The sequence below is a fragment of the Sphingobium sp. YBL2 genome (genome assembly GCF_000943805.1).
Lineage (GTDB): Bacteria > Pseudomonadota > Alphaproteobacteria > Sphingomonadales > Sphingomonadaceae > Sphingobium > Sphingobium fuliginis.
Map to the genome: position 1 here is coordinate 293,189 of NZ_CP010954.1, position 17,170 is coordinate 310,358.

The 17,170-nt window shown below is 66.0% G+C and carries 17 protein-coding genes; 9 read left to right on the forward strand and 8 right to left on the reverse strand.

All coding sequences use genetic code 11. From position 1 onward, the window contains the following. Positions 1–20: 20 nt before the first annotated feature. Genes TZ53_RS01450 through TZ53_RS01460 form a run of 3 tightly spaced genes read right to left on the reverse strand, consistent with a single transcriptional unit; the run spans position 21 to position 2,118 of the window. On the reverse strand, positions 21–434 hold the full coding sequence (locus TZ53_RS01450; RefSeq protein WP_371873074.1) for a DUF2141 domain-containing protein: 414 nt from the start codon (positions 432–434) through the stop codon (positions 21–23). 33 nt (positions 435–467) lie between these two features. Further along, a complete protein-coding gene (locus TZ53_RS01455; protein ID WP_037482224.1) occupies positions 468–1,181 on the reverse strand; it encodes a sterol desaturase family protein in 714 nt (237 codons plus the stop codon). Between the two features lie 46 nt (positions 1,182–1,227). Next, positions 1,228–2,118, reverse strand: a complete 891-nt coding sequence (locus tag TZ53_RS01460; RefSeq protein ID WP_025548642.1) for a prephenate dehydratase — start codon at positions 2,116–2,118, stop codon at positions 1,228–1,230. A gap of 186 nt (positions 2,119–2,304) precedes the next feature. Here TZ53_RS01460 and TZ53_RS01465 point away from each other — a divergent pair, with 186 nt between their 5' ends. Further along, a complete protein-coding gene (locus TZ53_RS01465) occupies positions 2,305–2,934 on the forward strand; it encodes a c-type cytochrome (RefSeq protein WP_044660194.1) in 630 nt (209 codons plus the stop codon). A 33-nt stretch (positions 2,935–2,967) separates the two neighbouring features. Then, positions 2,968–3,552, forward strand: coding sequence for a GNAT family N-acetyltransferase (locus tag TZ53_RS01470; protein ID WP_083198987.1), 585 nt, complete (start codon positions 2,968–2,970; stop codon positions 3,550–3,552). Positions 3,553–3,700: 148 nt separating this feature from the next. On the opposite strand, the gene TZ53_RS01475 is transcribed toward TZ53_RS01470, so the two are convergent. After that, positions 3,701–4,504: a kinase gene (locus tag TZ53_RS01475; RefSeq protein ID WP_044660196.1), complete on the reverse strand. Its 804-nt coding sequence runs from the start codon at positions 4,502–4,504 to the stop codon at positions 3,701–3,703. Position 4,505: 1 nt separating this feature from the next. After that, entirely contained in the window at positions 4,506–5,822 is a 1,317-nt protein-coding gene (locus TZ53_RS01480; RefSeq protein ID WP_025548648.1) for a hemolysin family protein, read from the reverse strand. A 151-nt stretch (positions 5,823–5,973) separates the two neighbouring features. Between TZ53_RS01480 and TZ53_RS01485 the strand changes: the two genes are divergently transcribed. Beyond that, positions 5,974–6,654 carry an OmpA family protein gene (locus TZ53_RS01485; RefSeq protein ID WP_044660197.1) on the forward strand — a complete coding sequence of 227 codons (681 nt, stop codon included), beginning with the start codon at positions 5,974–5,976 and terminating at the stop codon, positions 6,652–6,654. Positions 6,655–6,709: 55 nt separating this feature from the next. Here TZ53_RS01485 and TZ53_RS01490 read toward each other — a convergent pair whose 3' ends face one another. After that, complete coding sequence (locus TZ53_RS01490) at positions 6,710–7,702, reverse strand: esterase-like activity of phytase family protein (RefSeq protein ID WP_025548651.1); 993 nt, start codon at positions 7,700–7,702, stop codon at positions 6,710–6,712. A 227-nt stretch (positions 7,703–7,929) separates the two neighbouring features. Here TZ53_RS01490 and TZ53_RS01495 point away from each other — a divergent pair, with 227 nt between their 5' ends. After that, complete coding sequence (locus tag TZ53_RS01495; RefSeq protein WP_025548652.1) at positions 7,930–8,349, forward strand: glycine zipper 2TM domain-containing protein; 420 nt, start codon at positions 7,930–7,932, stop codon at positions 8,347–8,349. A 186-nt stretch (positions 8,350–8,535) separates the two neighbouring features. Here the strand turns inward: TZ53_RS01495 and TZ53_RS01500 are convergent, their stop codons facing one another. After that, positions 8,536–8,763: a hypothetical protein gene (locus tag TZ53_RS01500; RefSeq protein ID WP_025548654.1), complete on the reverse strand. Its 228-nt coding sequence runs from the start codon at positions 8,761–8,763 to the stop codon at positions 8,536–8,538. 214 nt (positions 8,764–8,977) lie between these two features. Here TZ53_RS01500 and TZ53_RS01505 point away from each other — a divergent pair, with 214 nt between their 5' ends. The 4 genes from TZ53_RS01505 to metH all read left to right on the forward strand — a co-directional run bounded on the left by TZ53_RS01505 (position 8,978) and on the right by metH (position 14,640). After that, the gene (locus TZ53_RS01505; RefSeq protein WP_044660198.1) at positions 8,978–9,949 is read left to right on the forward strand and encodes an ArsR/SmtB family transcription factor; all 972 of its coding nucleotides are present in this window, start codon (positions 8,978–8,980) and stop codon (positions 9,947–9,949) included. Beyond that, positions 9,946–10,881, forward strand: a complete 936-nt coding sequence (metF, locus tag TZ53_RS01510; protein ID WP_044660199.1) for a methylenetetrahydrofolate reductase — start codon at positions 9,946–9,948, stop codon at positions 10,879–10,881. Before TZ53_RS01505 ends, metF begins: the two co-directional genes overlap by 4 nt. After that, positions 10,878–11,924 (forward strand): homocysteine S-methyltransferase family protein, encoded by a 1,047-nt coding sequence (locus TZ53_RS01515; protein WP_044660200.1) that lies wholly within the window; start codon positions 10,878–10,880, stop codon positions 11,922–11,924. The genes metF and TZ53_RS01515 overlap by 4 nt, the downstream gene beginning before the upstream one ends. A 118-nt stretch (positions 11,925–12,042) precedes the next feature. After that, on the forward strand, positions 12,043–14,640 hold the full coding sequence (gene metH, locus TZ53_RS01520) for a methionine synthase (RefSeq protein ID WP_044660201.1): 2,598 nt from the start codon (positions 12,043–12,045) through the stop codon (positions 14,638–14,640). A 46-nt stretch (positions 14,641–14,686) separates the two neighbouring features. Here metH and TZ53_RS01525 read toward each other — a convergent pair whose 3' ends face one another. Then, positions 14,687–15,844, reverse strand: coding sequence for a serine hydrolase (locus tag TZ53_RS01525; RefSeq protein WP_044660202.1), 1,158 nt, complete (start codon positions 15,842–15,844; stop codon positions 14,687–14,689). Between the two features lie 446 nt (positions 15,845–16,290). Here TZ53_RS01525 and TZ53_RS01530 point away from each other — a divergent pair, with 446 nt between their 5' ends. Beyond that, entirely contained in the window at positions 16,291–17,127 is an 837-nt protein-coding gene (locus tag TZ53_RS01530) for an alpha/beta fold hydrolase (protein WP_044662774.1), read from the forward strand. Positions 17,128–17,170 lie beyond the last annotated feature (43 nt).

Consider the following 17,170-nt stretch of genomic DNA (forward strand, 5'->3'; position numbering starts at 1 on the left):
ACCGTTCCGCACCGCGACATTCAGAGGAAATATTTGACCCTGATGTCCTGCCGCACCGCCGCCCCGGCCATGGCGAACTGCGCCGAGCGGAAGCTGGGCGCGCCGAAGCGGATCGCCGGATTGCGCGAAAAGCCCACCCCCTCGCGCGGAATGCCGGCCAGCGTGTCCAGCTTGCCATTACCATTCTCGTCATGAATGATGGCGATCGCATAGGTTCCCGGCTCCATCCGGCCGAGGGGCACGATACCGGCGGTCGCGGGGACGGTGAAATGCCGCCCGTCCGGATCGCCCCGGCAATCGGGGAAATGGTCCGCCTGCCGCGTCACGCAGATCAGGAAATTGCCCCTGGAGGACCGCAGGCCCTGCACGTCCATGCTGAGCGGCTGCGCCTGGTCGGCCACCGCCGCGCCCATGACCAGCGGGACCGCCGCCATCATCGCTGCCCTGCCCTTCACGCCCGTCCTTCCCTAAAAATGGCCCAATCCCCTGTCGGTCCCGCACAGCCGGTCCCAGATGCGGAAATACAGGCCGTAATTGCACGCATATTGTTCATGATGCCGCTGGTGATGGCTGGCGGTGATCAGCCAGCGGCCGGCCCGGCCCTGCACCATCCAGCGCGGAAACATCTCCCATCCCATATGGTTGCTGACGCCCATCACCGTCATGATCGTCAGCACCACGCCCAGCGCACCGACATGGATCGGAATCAGGAAGACCAGCGCCGGGATCACCACCGCGCCGGTCACCGCCTCCCATGGATGGAAGCTCATCGCGGCCCAGGCCGTCGGCGGGCGGCTGGCATGATGCACGGCATGGGCGATCCGGAACAGCCGGGGCCGGTGCATCCAGCGGTGGGTCCAGTAGAACCAGGCGTCATGGGCCGCAAGGTAAAGCAGCACGGACAGCGGCAGATACCAGAGGGGGAAGGCATGGACGTCGGCATAGACCCGCGTCCAGCCATGCGCCTGCCACCCCCAGGCGACGATGCCCGCCGGCACGCCGTAGATCAGTGCGGAGGCCAGCGACCAGGCGATTTCCCGCCGGACCTGCCGGTCCAGCCCGGCATAGAGGCCCGGCCTGCGATAACGGGTCGCCAGCGCGAAGGCGCCGCTCGCCAGCAGATAGCGCACGCCCACGATCACGCTCATGGCAAGGGCCGACAGAAGGATCGCGGTGAACATCGGCCCGACCATAAGCGGTCTGGAGCCCGCCGTCACGCCCGGGCGCTCAGGTGCGCGGCCGCGCCTGCCGGTAGCTGCCGAGTATCCGCACCCATTTGGTGTGGAATTCCAGCTCCGCCAATGCCCGGTCGATGGCCGGATCGCCCGGCATCCCCTCTATGTCGCAGTAGAATTCCGTCGCGGCGAAGCTGGCGCCGCGCTGATAGCTTTCCAGCTTCGTCATGTTGACGCCATTGGTGGCGAAGCCGCCCATCGCCTTGTAGAGCGCGGCCGGAATGTTCTTCACCTCGAACAGGAAGGTGGTCATCACCGGGCCCACCCCCGCCGCCGGCATCTTCGGCTCACGCGAGAGCACCAGGAAGCGCGTCATATTGTCGGCGCTGTCCTCGATATTCTCCGCCACCAGCCGCAGGCCGTAGAGTTCCGCCGCCAGATAGGGGGCGATGGCCCCTTCCCCGGCCACGCGGGTTTCCGCGACCAGCGCCGCCGCGCCCGCCGTGTCGGCATAGCTGACCGGCTGGATGCCGCGTTCCCGCAGATAATGGCGGCACTGGCCCAGCGCCTGCGGGTGGCTGACCGCGCTTTTGACGGGGGTGCTGTCGACCGCCATCAGGCAGTGCCGGATGCGCAGGAAATATTCGTCGACGATATGCAGCCCGGATTCGGGCAGCAGGAAATGCATGTCGGCCACGCGGCCATGCAGGCTGTTCTCGATCGGAATGATCGCCCGCGCGGCGCGCCCTTCCCGGACCGCATCGATCGCATCCTCGAACGCGAAACAGGGCAAGGGAACGCAATCGGGCGCATAATCCAGCGCCGCCAGATGCGAATTGGCGCCCGGCGCGCCCTGGAAGGCGACGGCGCGAACGGGATCGACGGCGGCCTTCGCGGCGAGGTCCGCGACCAGATCGCGGGCGGGGGCGGGATAGTTTTCCATGGGCGCCTGCGCGCTTATTCACTTCATCGCGCCCGCGCAAGCATCCTCTCCGGCCGCAAAGCCATGAAAAGCGTGCGCGATCCCGTTCAAGGCCGCTTGCACGTTCGCGCTTGCGCCATTATGGCAGCGCGCTAGAGGGGACGCGAACCAAGCGGCCAGAACAGAAATCCAGGGGAATCCGAGCGAATGGGCGATCGTTTCAACACCGCTGCCGGTTGGGCTTTGTTCGCGGGTATCATCGCACTGGGCGGTGCCATCGTCAGTTCCAAATTCTTCCATGAGGAACGGCCCGAGAAAATGGGCTACGCCATCGAGGGCGTCGAAGCGGAAGGCGAAGGCGGCGCGGCCAGCGGCCCCGGCCTCAACACCCTGCTCGCCAGCGCGGACGTCGCTGCGGGCGAGAAGGTGTTCGCCAAGTGCGCGGCCTGCCACACCGTCAACCAGGGCGGCGCCAACGGCATCGGCCCGAATCTCTACGCCACGGTCGGGGAACCGATCGGCCAGGGCAAGGGCGGCTTCGCCTTCTCCGACGCGCTCAAGAGCAAGGGCGGCAACTGGACCTTCGAGAATCTCGATCACTGGCTGACTTCCCCGCGTGAATTCGCGCCGGGCACCAAGATGACCTTCGCCGGTCTCGGCAACCCGGCCGACCGCGCGAACCTGATCGCCTGGCTGAACACCCAGGGTTCGAACCTGCCGCTGCCCGCCGCCGATGCGGCTCCGGCAGCCGGCGGCGACAATGCCGCGGCCGAGGGTGGCAATGCCGCCGCCAATGCGGCAGAGGCGCCCGCCGCCAACGCCGCCGCCAGCGAGTAAGAACTGGACGGCGAACCCATTCGGGTCGATGATCTGACGGGCGCGGCCTTGCTGGCCGCGCTCGACGCTTTGGCGGACCTGCGCATCACGGTCTTCCGCGCCTTTCCCTACCTCTATGACGGATCGGGCGAAGCGGGCCGCGCCTATGAGCGCGATTATCTCACCGCCTATGCGAACAGCCCCGGCGCGCTGATCGCCGGGGCTTTCGCGGGCGACCGGCTGGTCGGCGCCGCCACCGCCGCCCCCATGGCCGACCATGCCGCGGAATTCGCCGCTCCTTTCCGGGCATGCGGCATGGACATCGGCCAAATCTATTATTTTGGCGAATCGGTGCTGCTGCCGGAATGGCGCGGGCGCGGCATCGGCCACGCCTTTTTCGACCGGCGGGAAGCCAAGGCGCGGGAACTGGGATTCGCCATGGCCAGCTTCTGCGCGGTGATTCGCCCGCCGGATCACCCTGCCCGCCCCGCCGGCTATGCCCCGCTCGATCCCTTCTGGCGCGCGCGCGGCTATGCCCCGGTCGAGGGGCTGATCGGCCATTTCGACTGGAAGGATCTGGGCGACGACGCGGAAAGCCGCCATCCCATGCAATTCTGGGTGAAGCGTCTCATAGCCTGACGGGCGCGCTCGTCTGCCGTTCCTCCGTTTGAGATGCCCTTTTGGTCACCCCGGACGCGATCCGGAATCCTGCCTTTTTCTTTGACGGTGACTGAGAAGCAAGGGGGCCGGATCAAGTCAGAGGCGGCGAGCGCAGCAATGCCGGGTGTCAGCCGTTGCAAATCCCGATCACCCGCCGCATCTCGTCCAGCCTGATCGTCAGGTCCGCCCGGCCCGGCATCTCCTCCAGAATATGCTGGGTCAGCCGCTCATAATGCTGGACGAAGCGCGCAATCCGGGCATCCGGCATGCCGCCGCCAGCCTCCTTGCGCAGGTCATGCTCCTGCTGCGTCCGCCAGCGCCGGACGATCCCGAAGTCCGGCGCGGCCAGCAGCACCAGCCGGTCGAGCCGCGCGAACAGCGCCTGATAGTCCTCCGCCAGCGCCCGGTTTACAAAGGCGCGCCAGACGCCGTCCGCATCCTCCTCCCGCTCCAGGGCATTGACCGGCTCCACCAGCGCCGCCGCGCCCTGCGGCAGCGCACCGACGCACCAGCCCTCCAGCAGCAGCAACCGCGTGCCAGTCGCCGCCTTTTCCCATCGCCCTTCCGGCAAAGGATCGTCCGACGCCTTGTCGAAACGCGGCAGCAAGGTCGCCTCTCCCCGCTCCAACGCATCGATCACCCGCAACCCCAGCGCCACATCATGCGTCCCCGGCACCCCGCGCGTGCGCAGCAGCGGATGGATCGAACGGGCCATAGCCTCCCGCTCCGCCCGCGTGCGATACAGATCGTCGATGGAAAGGATCGCGGCCGGAATCCCGTCGCTCTGCAACCTCTGCCGCAAGCCCGCCGCCAGCGTCGACTTGCCGCTGCCCTGCGCCCCGCACAAGCCGATCACCAGCAGGCGACCGCCAGCCTCCTCCAGCGCCCGCCGCGTCAATCCCTCGACCGCGTCCAGCGCATCGTTCCGCATCCTATCGCTCCGCGATCAGCAGCTTGTCGATCTTGCGCCCATCCATATCCACGATCTCGAACCGCCAGCCCTGATCGTCGATGAAATCGCCCACTTCCGGCAAGCGCTTGAGCAGCCACAGCGCATGGCCGGCGACCGTCGCATAGTCGCGATCCTCCGGCAAGTCGATGCCGATCCGGTCCGCGAGCAGGTCCACCGGCATCTGGCCCGACACCAGCAGGCTGCCGTCCTCCCGCTCGACCAGGTCCGGCTCATCCTCGCTGTCCAGGTCGGACACGAAATGGCCTGCAATGGCGGAGAGCAGGTCGGCAGGCGTCGCAATCCCCTCGAAATGCCCATATTCGTCATGCACCATGACCATCGGCACCTCGGCCCGCCGCAGCACCTCCAGCGCGTCCATGGCGTCGACCTGATCCGGCACGACCTCCACCTTGCGCATCAGCCTTTCCAGGCTCAGCCCCTCGCCCCGGAACAGCGCGGTCATGATGTCGCGCGCCTGCACCACGCCGATGATGTCCTCCACCGTCCCCCGGCCCACCGGCAGGCGGGTGTGCGGCGTATCGAGCAGCTTGGCGCGAATTGCCTCCTCATCGGCATGGATGTCGATCCAGTCGACATCCATGCGCTGGGTCATCACCTCGCGCACCGGGCGGTCGGCCAGCCGCACCACGCCGGAAATGATGGCCCGCTCGCTCTCCTCGATCACGCCGGACCTGCTCGCCTCCGCCACGATCAGGTGCAGTTCCTCGGCCGTCACCTGATTTTCCGATTCGCGGGTCAGCCCCAGCAGGCGGAAGATGAGGGCGCTCGATCCGTCCAGCACCCACACGATGGGGGCGGTGACCTTCGCCAGCCACAGCATCGGCCCGGCGACCAGCACGGCGATGGGCTCCGGCGCGCGCAGGGCGAACTGCTTGGGCACCAGTTCCCCGACGATCAGCGAGGCATAGGTGGTAAGGCCGATCACCAGGGCGAAACCGGCATTCTGCGCGGCATGGGGCGACAGGCCCAGCATCGCCAGCCGTTCCCCCGTCGGCCCGCCAAGGCTGGCGCCGGAATAGGCGCCCGCGACGATGCCGATCAGGGTGATGCCGATCTGCACGGTGGAAAGGAACTTGCCGGGATCGCTCGCCGCCGCCAGGGCGGAGCGCGCGCCGCGCCGCCCGGCCTTTTCCATCGCCTGAAGGCGCGGCTTGCGGGCGGACACGATCGCCAGTTCCGACATGGCGAACAGGCCGTTCAGCGCGACGAGCGCCAAGATGATGACGAGGTCGACCCAGGGAAAGGGCGTCGGAGCGTGCGGGGGGATATTGGCCATGGCGGTCGGCGGCCACCTATAACCCTGATTCTTACAATTTCACAACCGCCGCATCATCTGCAGTTCAGTTCGCTTGTGGAACAAAGGCCTCCTCTCATCCATTGGGGGTGCATCCGCTCCGTTCGGGCGCACGAGAAAGGGAAATATATCCATGCGGAATTTTCATCGCATCATCGGCGCGGCCGGCCTGGCCGCCATGCTGGCGACCACGGCCTGCACCACCGATCCCAACACCGGCAACCGCACCATTTCCAAGGCCGCGATCGGCGGCATCGGCGGCGCGCTGGGCGGTTATCTGCTAGGCGATCTGGTCGGCGGGCGGCATGACCGCACCGAAAAGATCCTGGGCGCGGGCATCGGCGCGGTCGCGGGCGCGGGCATCGGCGCCTATATGGACGCGCAGGAAAAGAAATTGCGCGAAGAAACCGCCGGCAGCGGCGTGGACGTGATCCGCGATGGCGACAATCTGGTGCTGCGCATGCCATCGGGCATCACCTTCGCCACCGACAGTTCCGCCGTGCAGCCCCAGTTCCAGCCGACGCTGAACGACGTCGCATCCGTACTGGCGCAATATCCCAAGACCTATATCGACGTGTACGGCCACACCGACAGCGACGGCACCGATGCCTATAACCAGGCCCTGTCGGAACGGCGCGCCCAGGCAGTGGGCGATTATCTGACGAGCCATGGCGTGCAGTCGGCCCGCATCGCCACGCGCGGTTTCGGGGAAACCCAGCCGATCGCATCCAACGCCACGGCGGAGGGTAAGGCGTCCAACCGCCGCGTCGAAATCAAGATCGCTCCGGTGACGGAGCAGGATGTGCGTAGCTGAGACGGGCTGGGGGGGCCGGGAGGCCGGTCCCCGCCCGCTGTTCCTTCATGCCGCCCTATCCCTGCCAATCCAGGGCGAATTTCAGCAGCAGGGTGCGTTGGAAAAATTCGTGATTGTCGTCCGACGCGATCCAGACGATCCGGCGACCGCCTTCCCGGCTCAGGGCCAATCCTTCGAAATTGTCGGCCAACAGGGGCGGCGCCAGCCGGGCCAAGACGCGCGCCTTCAGCCGGTCGCCGGAGCGCGGCTCTTCCGGCAGCTCGATGATCGCCAGGGTCGCCGTGAACAGTTCCTGCAAGGTCAGCCGCCGGTTGAGGACCAGCACATGCCTGTCGTCCAGCGCGACCGCGTCGGTCGGGCGATAACCGCGCGGCGGCACATAGCGCAGGTGCATGGGCGCCGCCGTAGCGGCTTCGGCCGGGTCGCCCGCGAACAGCAGCGTGTCGTGGCTGCCGTCGGCGGTCATCCCCATTTCCGCCAGGACGAGGAAGCGGCCGCCGGGCAGCCGCGCCAGGGATTCGACCGATCCCGTTTCCGGCCAGGCCTCGATCTCCGGCCAGGTGCGGCAGGCTTCGACGCGGGCGAAGCCGGGGGAATAGCGGCAGATCATCTGTTGCAGTTCGAAGCCCACCCAATAGCGCCCTGTCGCCGGATCATGAGCCATCGCCTCCGAATCCCAGGCCCACCAGGGGCGCTCCCGATCCTGCGGGCGGATGGGAAGCGGGGCGATGAAGGGACGCCGTTCCGCCCTGCCCGGGCCGATGTGGAAACCCATCAGCGTGCCGGAATCGCTGAGCGCCAGAATCTGGCCGTCGGGTTCCGCCAGCAGCGAGGATATGCCGCCAAAGCCATGATGGGTGCTGCTGAGTTGCCATCCGCCCAGATAGTGCAGCATTCCAAGGTCGCGCTGGGCGGGATCGGCCGCGTTCAGGGACAAGGCGCGCGCCCGCACCAGCAATGGGCCGGGGCCGAAGGGTTCGGGCTTGTTCTTGTGCGGCGCGGGAAGCAGCAGGATCGCGAGCAGCAGGACGATCAGGATTCGGCGCATCGCCCTTGCCATAGGGGATAATCGGCCCCTGTGCAGGGTTTTTCGCGGCGCTGGCATCGACCGCCGAAAAGCGCGATAAGCGTTCCTGCCGGTTGCTCCAATGCTGAACGGCGGCTGACATCGCCATTCAGGCTTGGCTCAATGCGAATCGGGCAAAAGGGTCTCAATCGATGGTGAGTCCTCCGTGGAAGACCTGCCGTGATCGATGGCAAATGAGGAGCAACGCCATGAAGACGAAGTTTCTGATCAATCTGGGGGCGGCGCTGGCAATGGGCGCTGCCTCTCTGGCCGTCACCGCAACGCCGGCCATGGCCCGCGACGGCTGGGGCCGCCATTATGACCGTGGCGACTATTATCGCGGCGACCGCGGGTATCGCGGCTATCGCGGCGATGGTTATTACCGGGGCGGCGGCTATTATCGCGGCGACGGCTATTACCGGGGCTATCGCGGCTATCGCGGTGGCTATCGCTGCCGGGACAATGGCACGGGCGGCACCATCATCGGCGCGATAGCCGGTGGCCTGCTCGGCAATGAAGTCGGCAAGGGCAGCGGCCGCTACGGTCGCCGCGGCGACGGCACCACGGGCGCCATCATCGGCGCGGGCGTGGGTGCGCTGGCCGGGCGGGCGATCGACCGGGATTGCTGATCCACCGTTGAAGGATGAACGAAAAGAGGGCCGCTCCATCGGGGCGGCCTTTTTTTTGCCTTCTGACGCATCCTGTCCCTGCAACGCCAGGGCAGGCTCAGCCTGATGGAACCGACCGGCGCGAGTCAAAGAAAAAGGCCGCCCCGTTTCCGGCGCGGCCCATTCCAGACAATTCCCTTCTGGGAATTACATCGCGTTCGCGGCAGCGTTGCCGGCCGTGTTCGCAGCGTTCGAAGCGGCGTTCGAAGCATTGTCGGCAGCGTTCAGCGCGGCGTTCATGGCGTTGTCGGCAGCGTTCGAAGCGTTCTCCGCGGCATTGGCCGAAGCGTTGGCGGCATTTTCCGCACCGCCCGAGCAGGCGGCCAGGCCGAGCGACGCGGCGAGAACGAGCGAAAGAGCAATCGACTTGGTCATGGGTTAACCCCTCTCTGAGAATAATAACGGTGCAGACCACTCTCGGAGAAAAGTTCACCCCCCATTGCGTCTGCGCCGCGATTCGTAATGAATCCGGCGACTCATGGCAATCCCAATCATGCGTCAAGCCCGTGATTCGGGGCTGTCAGGGGTTGAACGGCGCGGTTCCGAACGACCATTGACGCATATAAAGATTTCTTTATATGATCCATGCATGAGCGCAGCAATCGACATTTTCCGGGCATTGGGCGACCCGACGCGGCTGCGCATCATCTATCTTCTGCGCGCCATGGAACTGGCCGTGGGCGAAATCGCGCAGGTCGTGGGGCAAAGCCAGCCGCGCGTGTCCCGCCATGTCCGCATCCTGGCCGAAGCCGGTCTGGTGGAGCGGCGCAAGGAAGGCAATTGGGTTTTCCTGCGGCTGGGCAAAGAGGCGGAAATCGGACCCTTTCTGACGCTTTTCGACCAACTCGTGCCGTCGGAGGGCGAACTGTTGTGGCAGAAGGCCGACCTCGCCCGGCTGGCGGCGGTACGGGCGGATCGCGCCCAGGCGGCGGAAAGCTATTTTGCCGAACATGCCGAGGAATGGGACGCGATCCGGTCCCTGCATGTGCCGGAGGGCGATGTGGAGGCGGCGATGACCGCCCTGCTGGGGGCGGAACCGATCGGCCATCTGCTCGACATCGGCACCGGGACCGGGCGAATGATCGAATTGTTCGGTCCGTCGGCGGAACAGGTGACGGCGCTGGACCGCAGCTCGGACATGCTGCGGCTGGCCCGCGCCAAGCTGCCCGAGGATGCGGGCGACAAATATGCGCTGGTGCTGGGCGATTTCAGCGCCCTGCCGCTGGAGCCGGGCAGCGCCGATACGGTGGTGCTGCATCAGGTGCTGCACTATGCCCAGGCGCCCGAGGCGGTGATCGAGGAAGCGGCCCGGGTGACGGCGGCGGGCGGCCGCGTCCTGATCGCCGATTTCGCGGCGCATGAACGGGAAGAGCTACGGCTGCGCGACCAGCATGCGCGGCTGGGCTTTTCCGACGGGCAGATCGAAAGCTGGTTCGCGGATGCGGGCCTGGAACTGGAGCGGGTGGAGGTGCTGCCCGGCCAGGAACTGACGGTGCAATTATGGCTGGGCCGCCGCCGTGGCGCGCGCGTCCTGCCTATCGAAGGACGACTTTCCGCATGACCTTGAGCTTTCCCTCCGTCGAAGAGGCCACGCGGGCTTGGCAAGCGCCGCTCTATGCCGATCTGACGGGAGACATTAATGTGAGCTTCGAATTCTTCCCGCCCAAGACGGAGAAGATGGAGGAGCAGCTCTGGTCCGCGATCCAGACGCTGACGCCGCTGGCGCCGAAATTCGTGTCGGTGACTTACGGCGCAGGTGGGTCGACGCGGGAGCGGACGCATAACACGGTGGCGCGGATCGCGAAGGAGACGCCCCTGTCGGCGGCGGCGCACCTCACCTGCGTGGCGGCAAGCAAGGCGGAGATCGACGGGGTGGCCGACGCCTATTGGGAAGCGGGCGTGCGGCATATCGTGGCGCTGCGCGGCGATCCGCCGGAAGCGGGCGCGAAGTTCGAGGCGCATCCGGACGGGTACAAGGGCGCGGCGGAACTGGTCGAAGGGCTGGTGAAGCGCCATCCCTTCGAGATTTCGGTGGCCGCCTATCCGGAGACGCATCCCGACGCCTTGAGCGCGCGGGGCGACATCGACAATCTGAAGCGCAAGCTGGATGCGGGCGCGACGCGGGCGATCACGCAATTCTTCTTCGAGCCGGATACCTTCTTCCGCTTCCGGGATACTGTGGCGGCGGCGGGGATCGACGCCGACATCATTCCGGGCATCATGCCGGTCAGCAATTTCGCGGCGGTCCAGCGCATGTCGGCCATGTGCAACACCGATGTGCCGGGCTGGATGGGCAAGCTGTTCGAGGGGCTGGACGACCTGCCCGCCGCGCGGCAGCTCGTGTCCGCGACGCTGGCGGCGGAACTGTGCCGCAAGCTTTATGCAGGCGGGGTGCGCGACTTTCATTTCTATACGCTCAACCGGGCGGAACTGAGCTATGCGATCTGCCATCTGCTCGGGCTGCGGCCGGCGACATTGGAGAAGACGGCATGACCGCCGAGGAACGCTTCCGCGCCGTGGCCGCGGAGAAGATCATGATATTCGACGGCGGCTACGGCACGTCGATCCAGAAACATGGGCTGACGGAGGCGGATTATCGCGGGTCGCTCGATCTGACGAAGGACCAGAAGGGCAATAACGACCTGCTCTGCCTGACCCGGCCGGACATCGTGGAGGGCATCCACACCGCCTATCTCGACGCCGGTGCGGACATGATCGAAACCAACACCTTCTCCTCCACCAAGATCGCCATGGCCGATTATGGCTGCGAACATCTGGTGCGGGAGATCAACATCGCCGCCGCCCGGATCGCCCGCAAGGCGTGCGAGGCGGCGAGCGCGAAGGATGGGCGGCCGCGCTTTGTCGCGGGGTCGATCGGGCCGACGAACAAGACGCTGTCGATCTCTCCGGACGTCAACGATCCGGCCTATCGCGAGGTCGATTACGATACGCTGAAGGCCGATTATCGCGAGCAGTGCGACGCGCTGATCGAGGGCGGCGTGGACTTCCTGCTGGTCGAGACCTGCTTCGACACGCTGAACGCCAAGGCGGCGGGCATGGCGGCGCGGGAGGCCGAGGCGGCGGCGGGGCGGCCGGTGCCGCTGATGCTGAGCTTCACCATCACGGATATGTCGGGGCGCAACCTGTCCGGGCATACGATCAACGCCTTCTGGTATTCGCTGCGGCATTTGAAGCCGCTGACCATCGGGGTGAACTGCGCCTTCGGGGCGGATCTGCTGCGGCCTTATCTGAGTGAGCTGGCCAAGAATGCGGATACGCTGATCCTGGCCTATCCCAATGCGGGGCTGCCCAATGAACTGGGACAATATGATGAGCTGCCGGAGACTACGGCGAACCTGATCCGCCAGTGGGTGGATGAGGGGCTGGTCAATATGGTCGGCGGTTGCTGCGGCACGACGCCGGCGCATATCGGCGCCGTGGCGAAGGCGCTGGCGGGGCACAAGCCGCGTCAGGTGCCGGAGCTGCCGGTGGTGACGCGGCTTGCGGGCCTCGAACCGATGCATATTGCCGCGTAAGATATAAATCCGTCATTCCCGCGAAGGCGGGAATCCATCTCCTGCCTTCTCCCCTGGTGCTATGTTGGGAGATGGATCCCCGCCTTCGCGGGGATGACGAAGAGAAGAGAAGCAGGGAATGACCCAATCGACCGCCACTTTCGTCAATATCGGTGAGCGCACCAACGTCACCGGATCGGCCAAGTTCAAGAAGCTGATCATGGCGGGCGACTATGCCGCGGCCATCGACATCGCCCGCGATCAGGTGGAGAACGGCGCGCAGATCGTCGACGTCAACATGGACGAAGGCCTGCTCGACGCCGTGGAGGCGATGACGACCTTCCTGAAGCTGATGACGTCCGAACCGGACATTGCCCGCGTTCCGGTCATGATCGACAGTTCCAAATGGGAAGTGATCGAAGCCGGCCTGAAATGCGTGTCGGGCAAGCCCATCGTCAATTCGATCAGCATGAAGGAGGGTGAGGAAGCCTTCCTCCATCACGCCCGCCTCTGCATGGCCTATGGCGCGGCGGTGGTCGTCATGGCCTTCGACGAGACCGGCCAGGCCGACACGAAGGACCGCAAGGTCGAGATCTGCGAGCGCGCCTACAAGCTGCTGATGTCCATCGGCTTCCCGCCGGAAGACATCATCTTCGACCCCAACATCTTCGCCGTGGGGACCGGGATCGAGGAACATAATAATTACGGCGTCGACTTCATCGAGGCCTGCCGCGAGATCAAGGCGCGCTGCCCCCATGTCCATATTTCGGGCGGCCTGTCGAACTTCTCCTTCTCCTTCCGCGGCAATGAGCCGGTGCGGCGGGCGATGCATTCGGTCTTCCTCTACCACGCCATTCCGGCGGGGCTGGACATGGCGATCGTCAATGCGGGCCAGCTCGACGTTTACGACGCCATCGACCCCGCGCTGCGCAAGGCGTGCGAGGATGTGCTGCTGAACAGCGATCCGGAGGCGGGCGAACGCCTGGTCGCGCTGGCGGAGAGTTTCAAGGGCAAGGATGCCGCATCGGAAAAGGCGGCGCAGGAATGGCGCGGCTGGCCGGTCGCCAAGCGGCTGGAACATGCGCTGGTCAAGGGCATCGACATGTATGTGGTCGAGGATACGGAGGAAGCCCGCCTCGCTGCCGCAAAGCCCATCGAGGTGATCGAAGGCCCGCTGATGGACGGCATGAATGTCGTCGGCGACCTGTTCGGCGCGGGCAAGATGTTCCTGCCGCAGGTCGTGAAATCCGCCCGCGTCATGAAGAAGGCGGTCGCCCACCTCCTCCCCTTCATCGAGGCGGCGAAGGAGCCCGGCGCCAAGGGCAAGGGCAAGGTCGTGATGGCGACGGTCAAGGGCGACGTCCACGACATCGGCAAGAACATCGTCGGCGTCGTGCTCCAGTGCAACGGCTTCGAGGTGATCGATCTGGGCGTCATGGTGCCGTGGCAGGACATCATCAAGGCGGCGAACGAAAATGACGCCGACATGATCGGTCTCAGCGGCCTCATCACCCCCTCGCTGGACGAGATGGTGACGGTCGCGGCGGAAATGCAGCGCGCGGATATGACCATGCCGCTGCTGATCGGCGGCGCGACCACCTCCAAAGTGCATACCGCGCTGCGCATCGATCCGGCCTTCACCGGGCCGGTGGTGCATGTGCTGGACGCCAGCCGGGCGGTCGGCGTCGCGACGGCGCTCGTCTCCGAAACCCAGAAGACCGATTTCGTCCAGAAGACCAAGGATGATTATGCCCATGTCCGCGCCGCCCGAGAGGGCAAGGGGCAGAGCAAGCTGCTCAGCATCGAGGAAGCGCGGGCCAATGCCTTCGAGATCGACGAGAGCCTGAAGCCCGGCAAGCCGCGCCTGCCCGGCGTCCACCGCTTCCCGGACTGGGATCTGAAGGACCTGCGCAACTATATCGACTGGACGCCCTTCTTCCGCGCATGGGAGCTGGCGGGCAATTATCCCGCGATCCTGGAGGACAGGGTGGTGGGCGAGAGCGCGACCAGCCTGTTCACCGATGCGCAGAAGATGCTCGACCGCATCGTGGACGAGAAATGGCTGACGGCGCGCGGCGTGGCCGGCCTGTGGCCCTGCCGCCGCGAAGGCGATGACATCATCGTCCATGTCGAGGATGAAAAGCATGTCCGCCTGCCGATGCTGCGCCAGCAGATCGCCAAGCGGGAGGGCCGGGCCAATATGTGCCTTGCCGACTTCATCAGCCATGATGGCGACTGGATGGGCGGTTTCGCCGTGTCGATCCACGGCATCGAGCCGCATCTGGCGCGGTTCAAGAACGCTATCGACGATTATTCGGACATATTGCTCAAGGCGCTGGCGGATCGTCTGGCGGAGGCCTTTGCCGAACGGCTGCACCATTATGTGCGCACCGCGCTCTGGGGCTATGCCGAGGGCGAGCAGCTTACCAACGAGGCGCTGATCAAGGAGCAATATCGCGGCATCCGGCCCGCGCCCGGCTATCCCGCCTGTCCGGAGCATAGTCTGAAGCCGCTGCTGTTCGACATGCTGGACGCGCATCACGCGACGGGCATTTCGCTGACGGAAAGCTTCGCGATGCTGCCGACGGCGGCGGTCAGCGGCTTTTACTTCGGGCATCCGCAGGCGGAATATTTCGGCGTGGCGCGGGTGGGGCGCGACCAGCTGGAGGATTATGCCGGGCGGCGCGGGGTGGATCTTGAGACGGCCGAGCGCTGGCTGCGGCCCAATCTGGATTGAATCCTACTCCGTCATTCCCGCCTTCGCGGGAATGACGGAAAGAAGACTAACGCGCCTCGTGGTTGGCCGCCACCGCCTTCGCCACCGCCTGCATCAACTGCCAGCGCGTCGGGATCGGTTCCGTCGTGCTGCCGATCATCACCGCGACCGCATAGCTGGTGCCGTCGGGCGCGGTCATGATGCCGATGTCGTTGAACCCGGTCGAACGCGCGCCCAGTTCCTGACCCGTGCCGGTCTTGTGCAGATAATGCCATCCCGCCGGCACGCCGCCCTTGATCCGCTGCGGCCCCGTCTTCGCCTCGCCCATGATCGAAAGCAGCAGTTGCGACGATGCCGGGGAAAGCATGTCGTTCTGCTTGAGCTTCGCCAGCGCCTGCACGATGGAGGATGGCGCGGCGCCGTCCGGCGGGCTGGCGAGATAATTGTCCAGCGCCTTCTGCCGCACCGATAGGGGCAGCCTGGCGCGGGCGGCGTAGAAGTTGCGGCCGATCGAATAATCCTGCCGCCATTCCAGGCCCGCCGTGGTGGATTGCAGCAGCCGTTCGCCGGGCCCGAAGCGGATGTCCCTGATATAGCGGCGCGCGAGATAGCTGCGCACCGCTTCCGGCCCGCCGACGGCGCGCAGCAGCGTGTCGTTGGCGGTATTGTCGCTCTGCGTCATGGCGCGGCGCATCAGGTCGGAATAGGTGGTGGTCCAGCCGGCATTGCCGACCAGGGCGGCGGTCGGCTGGTGGAAGAGGGTCAGGTCCTTCTTCGTGATGGTGGTGCTGTCGCTGAGGCGGATCTTGCCCCGGTCGACCGCGTCGAGGAAGGTCATGGACACCCAGAGCTTCGAAACGCTCTGCTGCGGGAAGAGCAGATTGCCGTTCCATGCAACGGTCCAGTCGCTGCCGATGCGGCGCACGGCGATGCCGACCTTGCCGTTGAAGCTTTGGCCCAGGTTGCGGATCACGCTGACCAGCGCGGGGGGCGGCGTTTCCCTTTGGTCGACCTTCAGCGCTTCGAAGGGCTTGGGCGGATTGGCGACCGGCTTGATCGGGAAGGTCGCGGTGGAAGGCTGCGGCCGCTGCTGGACCGCCGCATAGGGTTGCTGCGGCGCGCTGACGCAGGCCGAAAGCGCCGCCATCAACAGGACGAGCCGGGCCGAGCCGCTATTGCCGCCGCCATTTGGGCGCTTGCCGCGCCCTCCCTTGAAATTGGTCATCGAAATCCCCGCACTCTCCTTTCGCATTAGGGTTCAGACCCGCGCCGGGTGACAAGAATCATGCGATGAACGATTCCACAAATGCGATGTAAGGAGGCTGAACGAGGCGCGCCCTAGGCTCAGGACCCATTACGGCGGGTTCGAGGTTTGAGGCAAAATGGCTCAGGGCCAGAAGGCAAGGCGCAGGAATATGTCGATATTTCTAGCCTTGCCGACGCAGCACTGGGCCATTTTGGTCAAATCCCTGCGGGACGCCGAAATGGCTTCCATCTCGAACCGAAATGCGCTGGCAAAGGCAATGAGCCTTCGCGGCACGCATTTCGGCCCGATATGTTCGCCATTTCGACGCCTCGAACCCGCCAGTAAGGGGTCCTGAGCCTAGCTCAGTTGAGGTTCAGGCGAAGGACTGCAAGGAAGCGCCGATGAACCACATGCCGATGAACCACATGATGAACAGACGGACGATGATGCGGATGGCGACTGCGCTGCTGGCGGGCGGCATGTTGCCGGCACGGGCGTGGGCGGCGCCCTTCGCTTCGCGCCGCATTGCCGTGACGACTCGCGGCGCCGGTCGCGATGTCGTGCTGATCGCGGGGCTGGCGAGCGGGCCGGGGCTGTGGAACGGGGTGGTCGGCGCGCTTTCCGGTTATCGCTGGCACCTGGTCCACGTGCGGGGTTTTGCCGGCCTCGCGGCGGACGCCAATGCCAGCGGGCCGCTGGTCCAGCCGTTGGCGGACGAGATCGCCCGCTATATCGCGGCGGCGGGGCTGGAGCGGCCCGCCATCGTCGGCCACAGCATGGGCGGCACGCTGGCGATGATGCTGGGTTTGAAGGGGCTGGCGGGGCGGCTGATGGTGGTCGACATGCTGCCCGAAGGGGCGGCGATGGTCGGCGGCACGGCGCAGGGCATGGGATTTCTGGCCGATCAACTGGGGCAATATTTCACCGGAACCAGGGCGGGGCGCGCCTATCTGGCGCGGATGCTGGCGGAAATGCCGGGCGCCCGGGGCAGCGATCCGGATGTCGTCGCCAATGCGCTGCGCGATCTCGCCAATGTCGACCTGGGGCCGCAACTGGCGCGGCTGACCGCGCCGATGGAGGTGGTCTATGCCGTCGGCAGCGATGCGGCGCAGGCGGGCGAGATCGGCCGAACCTTCCGCGCCGCCTATGCCGCCAAGCGCGGCGTGCGGCTGGTGCCCATCGGCCCCAGCGGCCATGTCGTCATGGCGGATCAGCCGGCCCGCTTCAACGCGGTCCTCGGCAATTTTCTGAAGACGGTTTGACGCCGATCAAAGGCGCGGCGGGACAGCAGGGGTAAAAGCAATC

What these genes read in the sequence shown, in the direction of transcription:
- TZ53_RS01475 (WP_044660196.1), bottom strand. Translation starts at nt 4,504, where the DNA reads ATGCGGAACGATGCGCTGGACGCGGTCGAGGGATTGACGCGGCGGGCG.
- TZ53_RS01480 (WP_025548648.1), bottom strand. Translation starts at nt 5,822, where the DNA reads ATGGCCAATATCCCCCCGCACGCTCCGACGCCCTTTCCCTGGGTCGAC.
- TZ53_RS01530 (WP_044662774.1), top strand. Translation starts at nt 16,291, where the DNA reads ATGATGAACAGACGGACGATGATGCGGATGGCGACTGCGCTGCTGGCG.
- TZ53_RS01450 (WP_371873074.1), bottom strand. Translation starts at nt 434, where the DNA reads ATGGCGGCGGTCCCGCTGGTCATGGGCGCGGCGGTGGCCGACCAGGCG.
- metH (WP_044660201.1), top strand. Translation starts at nt 12,043, where the DNA reads ATGACCCAATCGACCGCCACTTTCGTCAATATCGGTGAGCGCACCAAC.
- TZ53_RS01465 (WP_044660194.1), top strand. Translation starts at nt 2,305, where the DNA reads ATGGGCGATCGTTTCAACACCGCTGCCGGTTGGGCTTTGTTCGCGGGT.
- TZ53_RS01525 (WP_044660202.1), bottom strand. Translation starts at nt 15,844, where the DNA reads ATGACCAATTTCAAGGGAGGGCGCGGCAAGCGCCCAAATGGCGGCGGC.
- metF (WP_044660199.1), top strand. Translation starts at nt 9,946, where the DNA reads ATGACCTTGAGCTTTCCCTCCGTCGAAGAGGCCACGCGGGCTTGGCAA.
- TZ53_RS01495 (WP_025548652.1), top strand. Translation starts at nt 7,930, where the DNA reads ATGAAGACGAAGTTTCTGATCAATCTGGGGGCGGCGCTGGCAATGGGC.
- TZ53_RS01505 (WP_044660198.1), top strand. Translation starts at nt 8,978, where the DNA reads ATGAGCGCAGCAATCGACATTTTCCGGGCATTGGGCGACCCGACGCGG.
- TZ53_RS01455 (WP_037482224.1), bottom strand. Translation starts at nt 1,181, where the DNA reads ATGTTCACCGCGATCCTTCTGTCGGCCCTTGCCATGAGCGTGATCGTG.
- TZ53_RS01490 (WP_025548651.1), bottom strand. Translation starts at nt 7,702, where the DNA reads ATGCGCCGAATCCTGATCGTCCTGCTGCTCGCGATCCTGCTGCTTCCC.
- TZ53_RS01515 (WP_044660200.1), top strand. Translation starts at nt 10,878, where the DNA reads ATGACCGCCGAGGAACGCTTCCGCGCCGTGGCCGCGGAGAAGATCATG.
- TZ53_RS01485 (WP_044660197.1), top strand. Translation starts at nt 5,974, where the DNA reads ATGCGGAATTTTCATCGCATCATCGGCGCGGCCGGCCTGGCCGCCATG.
- TZ53_RS01500 (WP_025548654.1), bottom strand. Translation starts at nt 8,763, where the DNA reads ATGACCAAGTCGATTGCTCTTTCGCTCGTTCTCGCCGCGTCGCTCGGC.
- TZ53_RS01460 (WP_025548642.1), bottom strand. Translation starts at nt 2,118, where the DNA reads ATGGAAAACTATCCCGCCCCCGCCCGCGATCTGGTCGCGGACCTCGCC.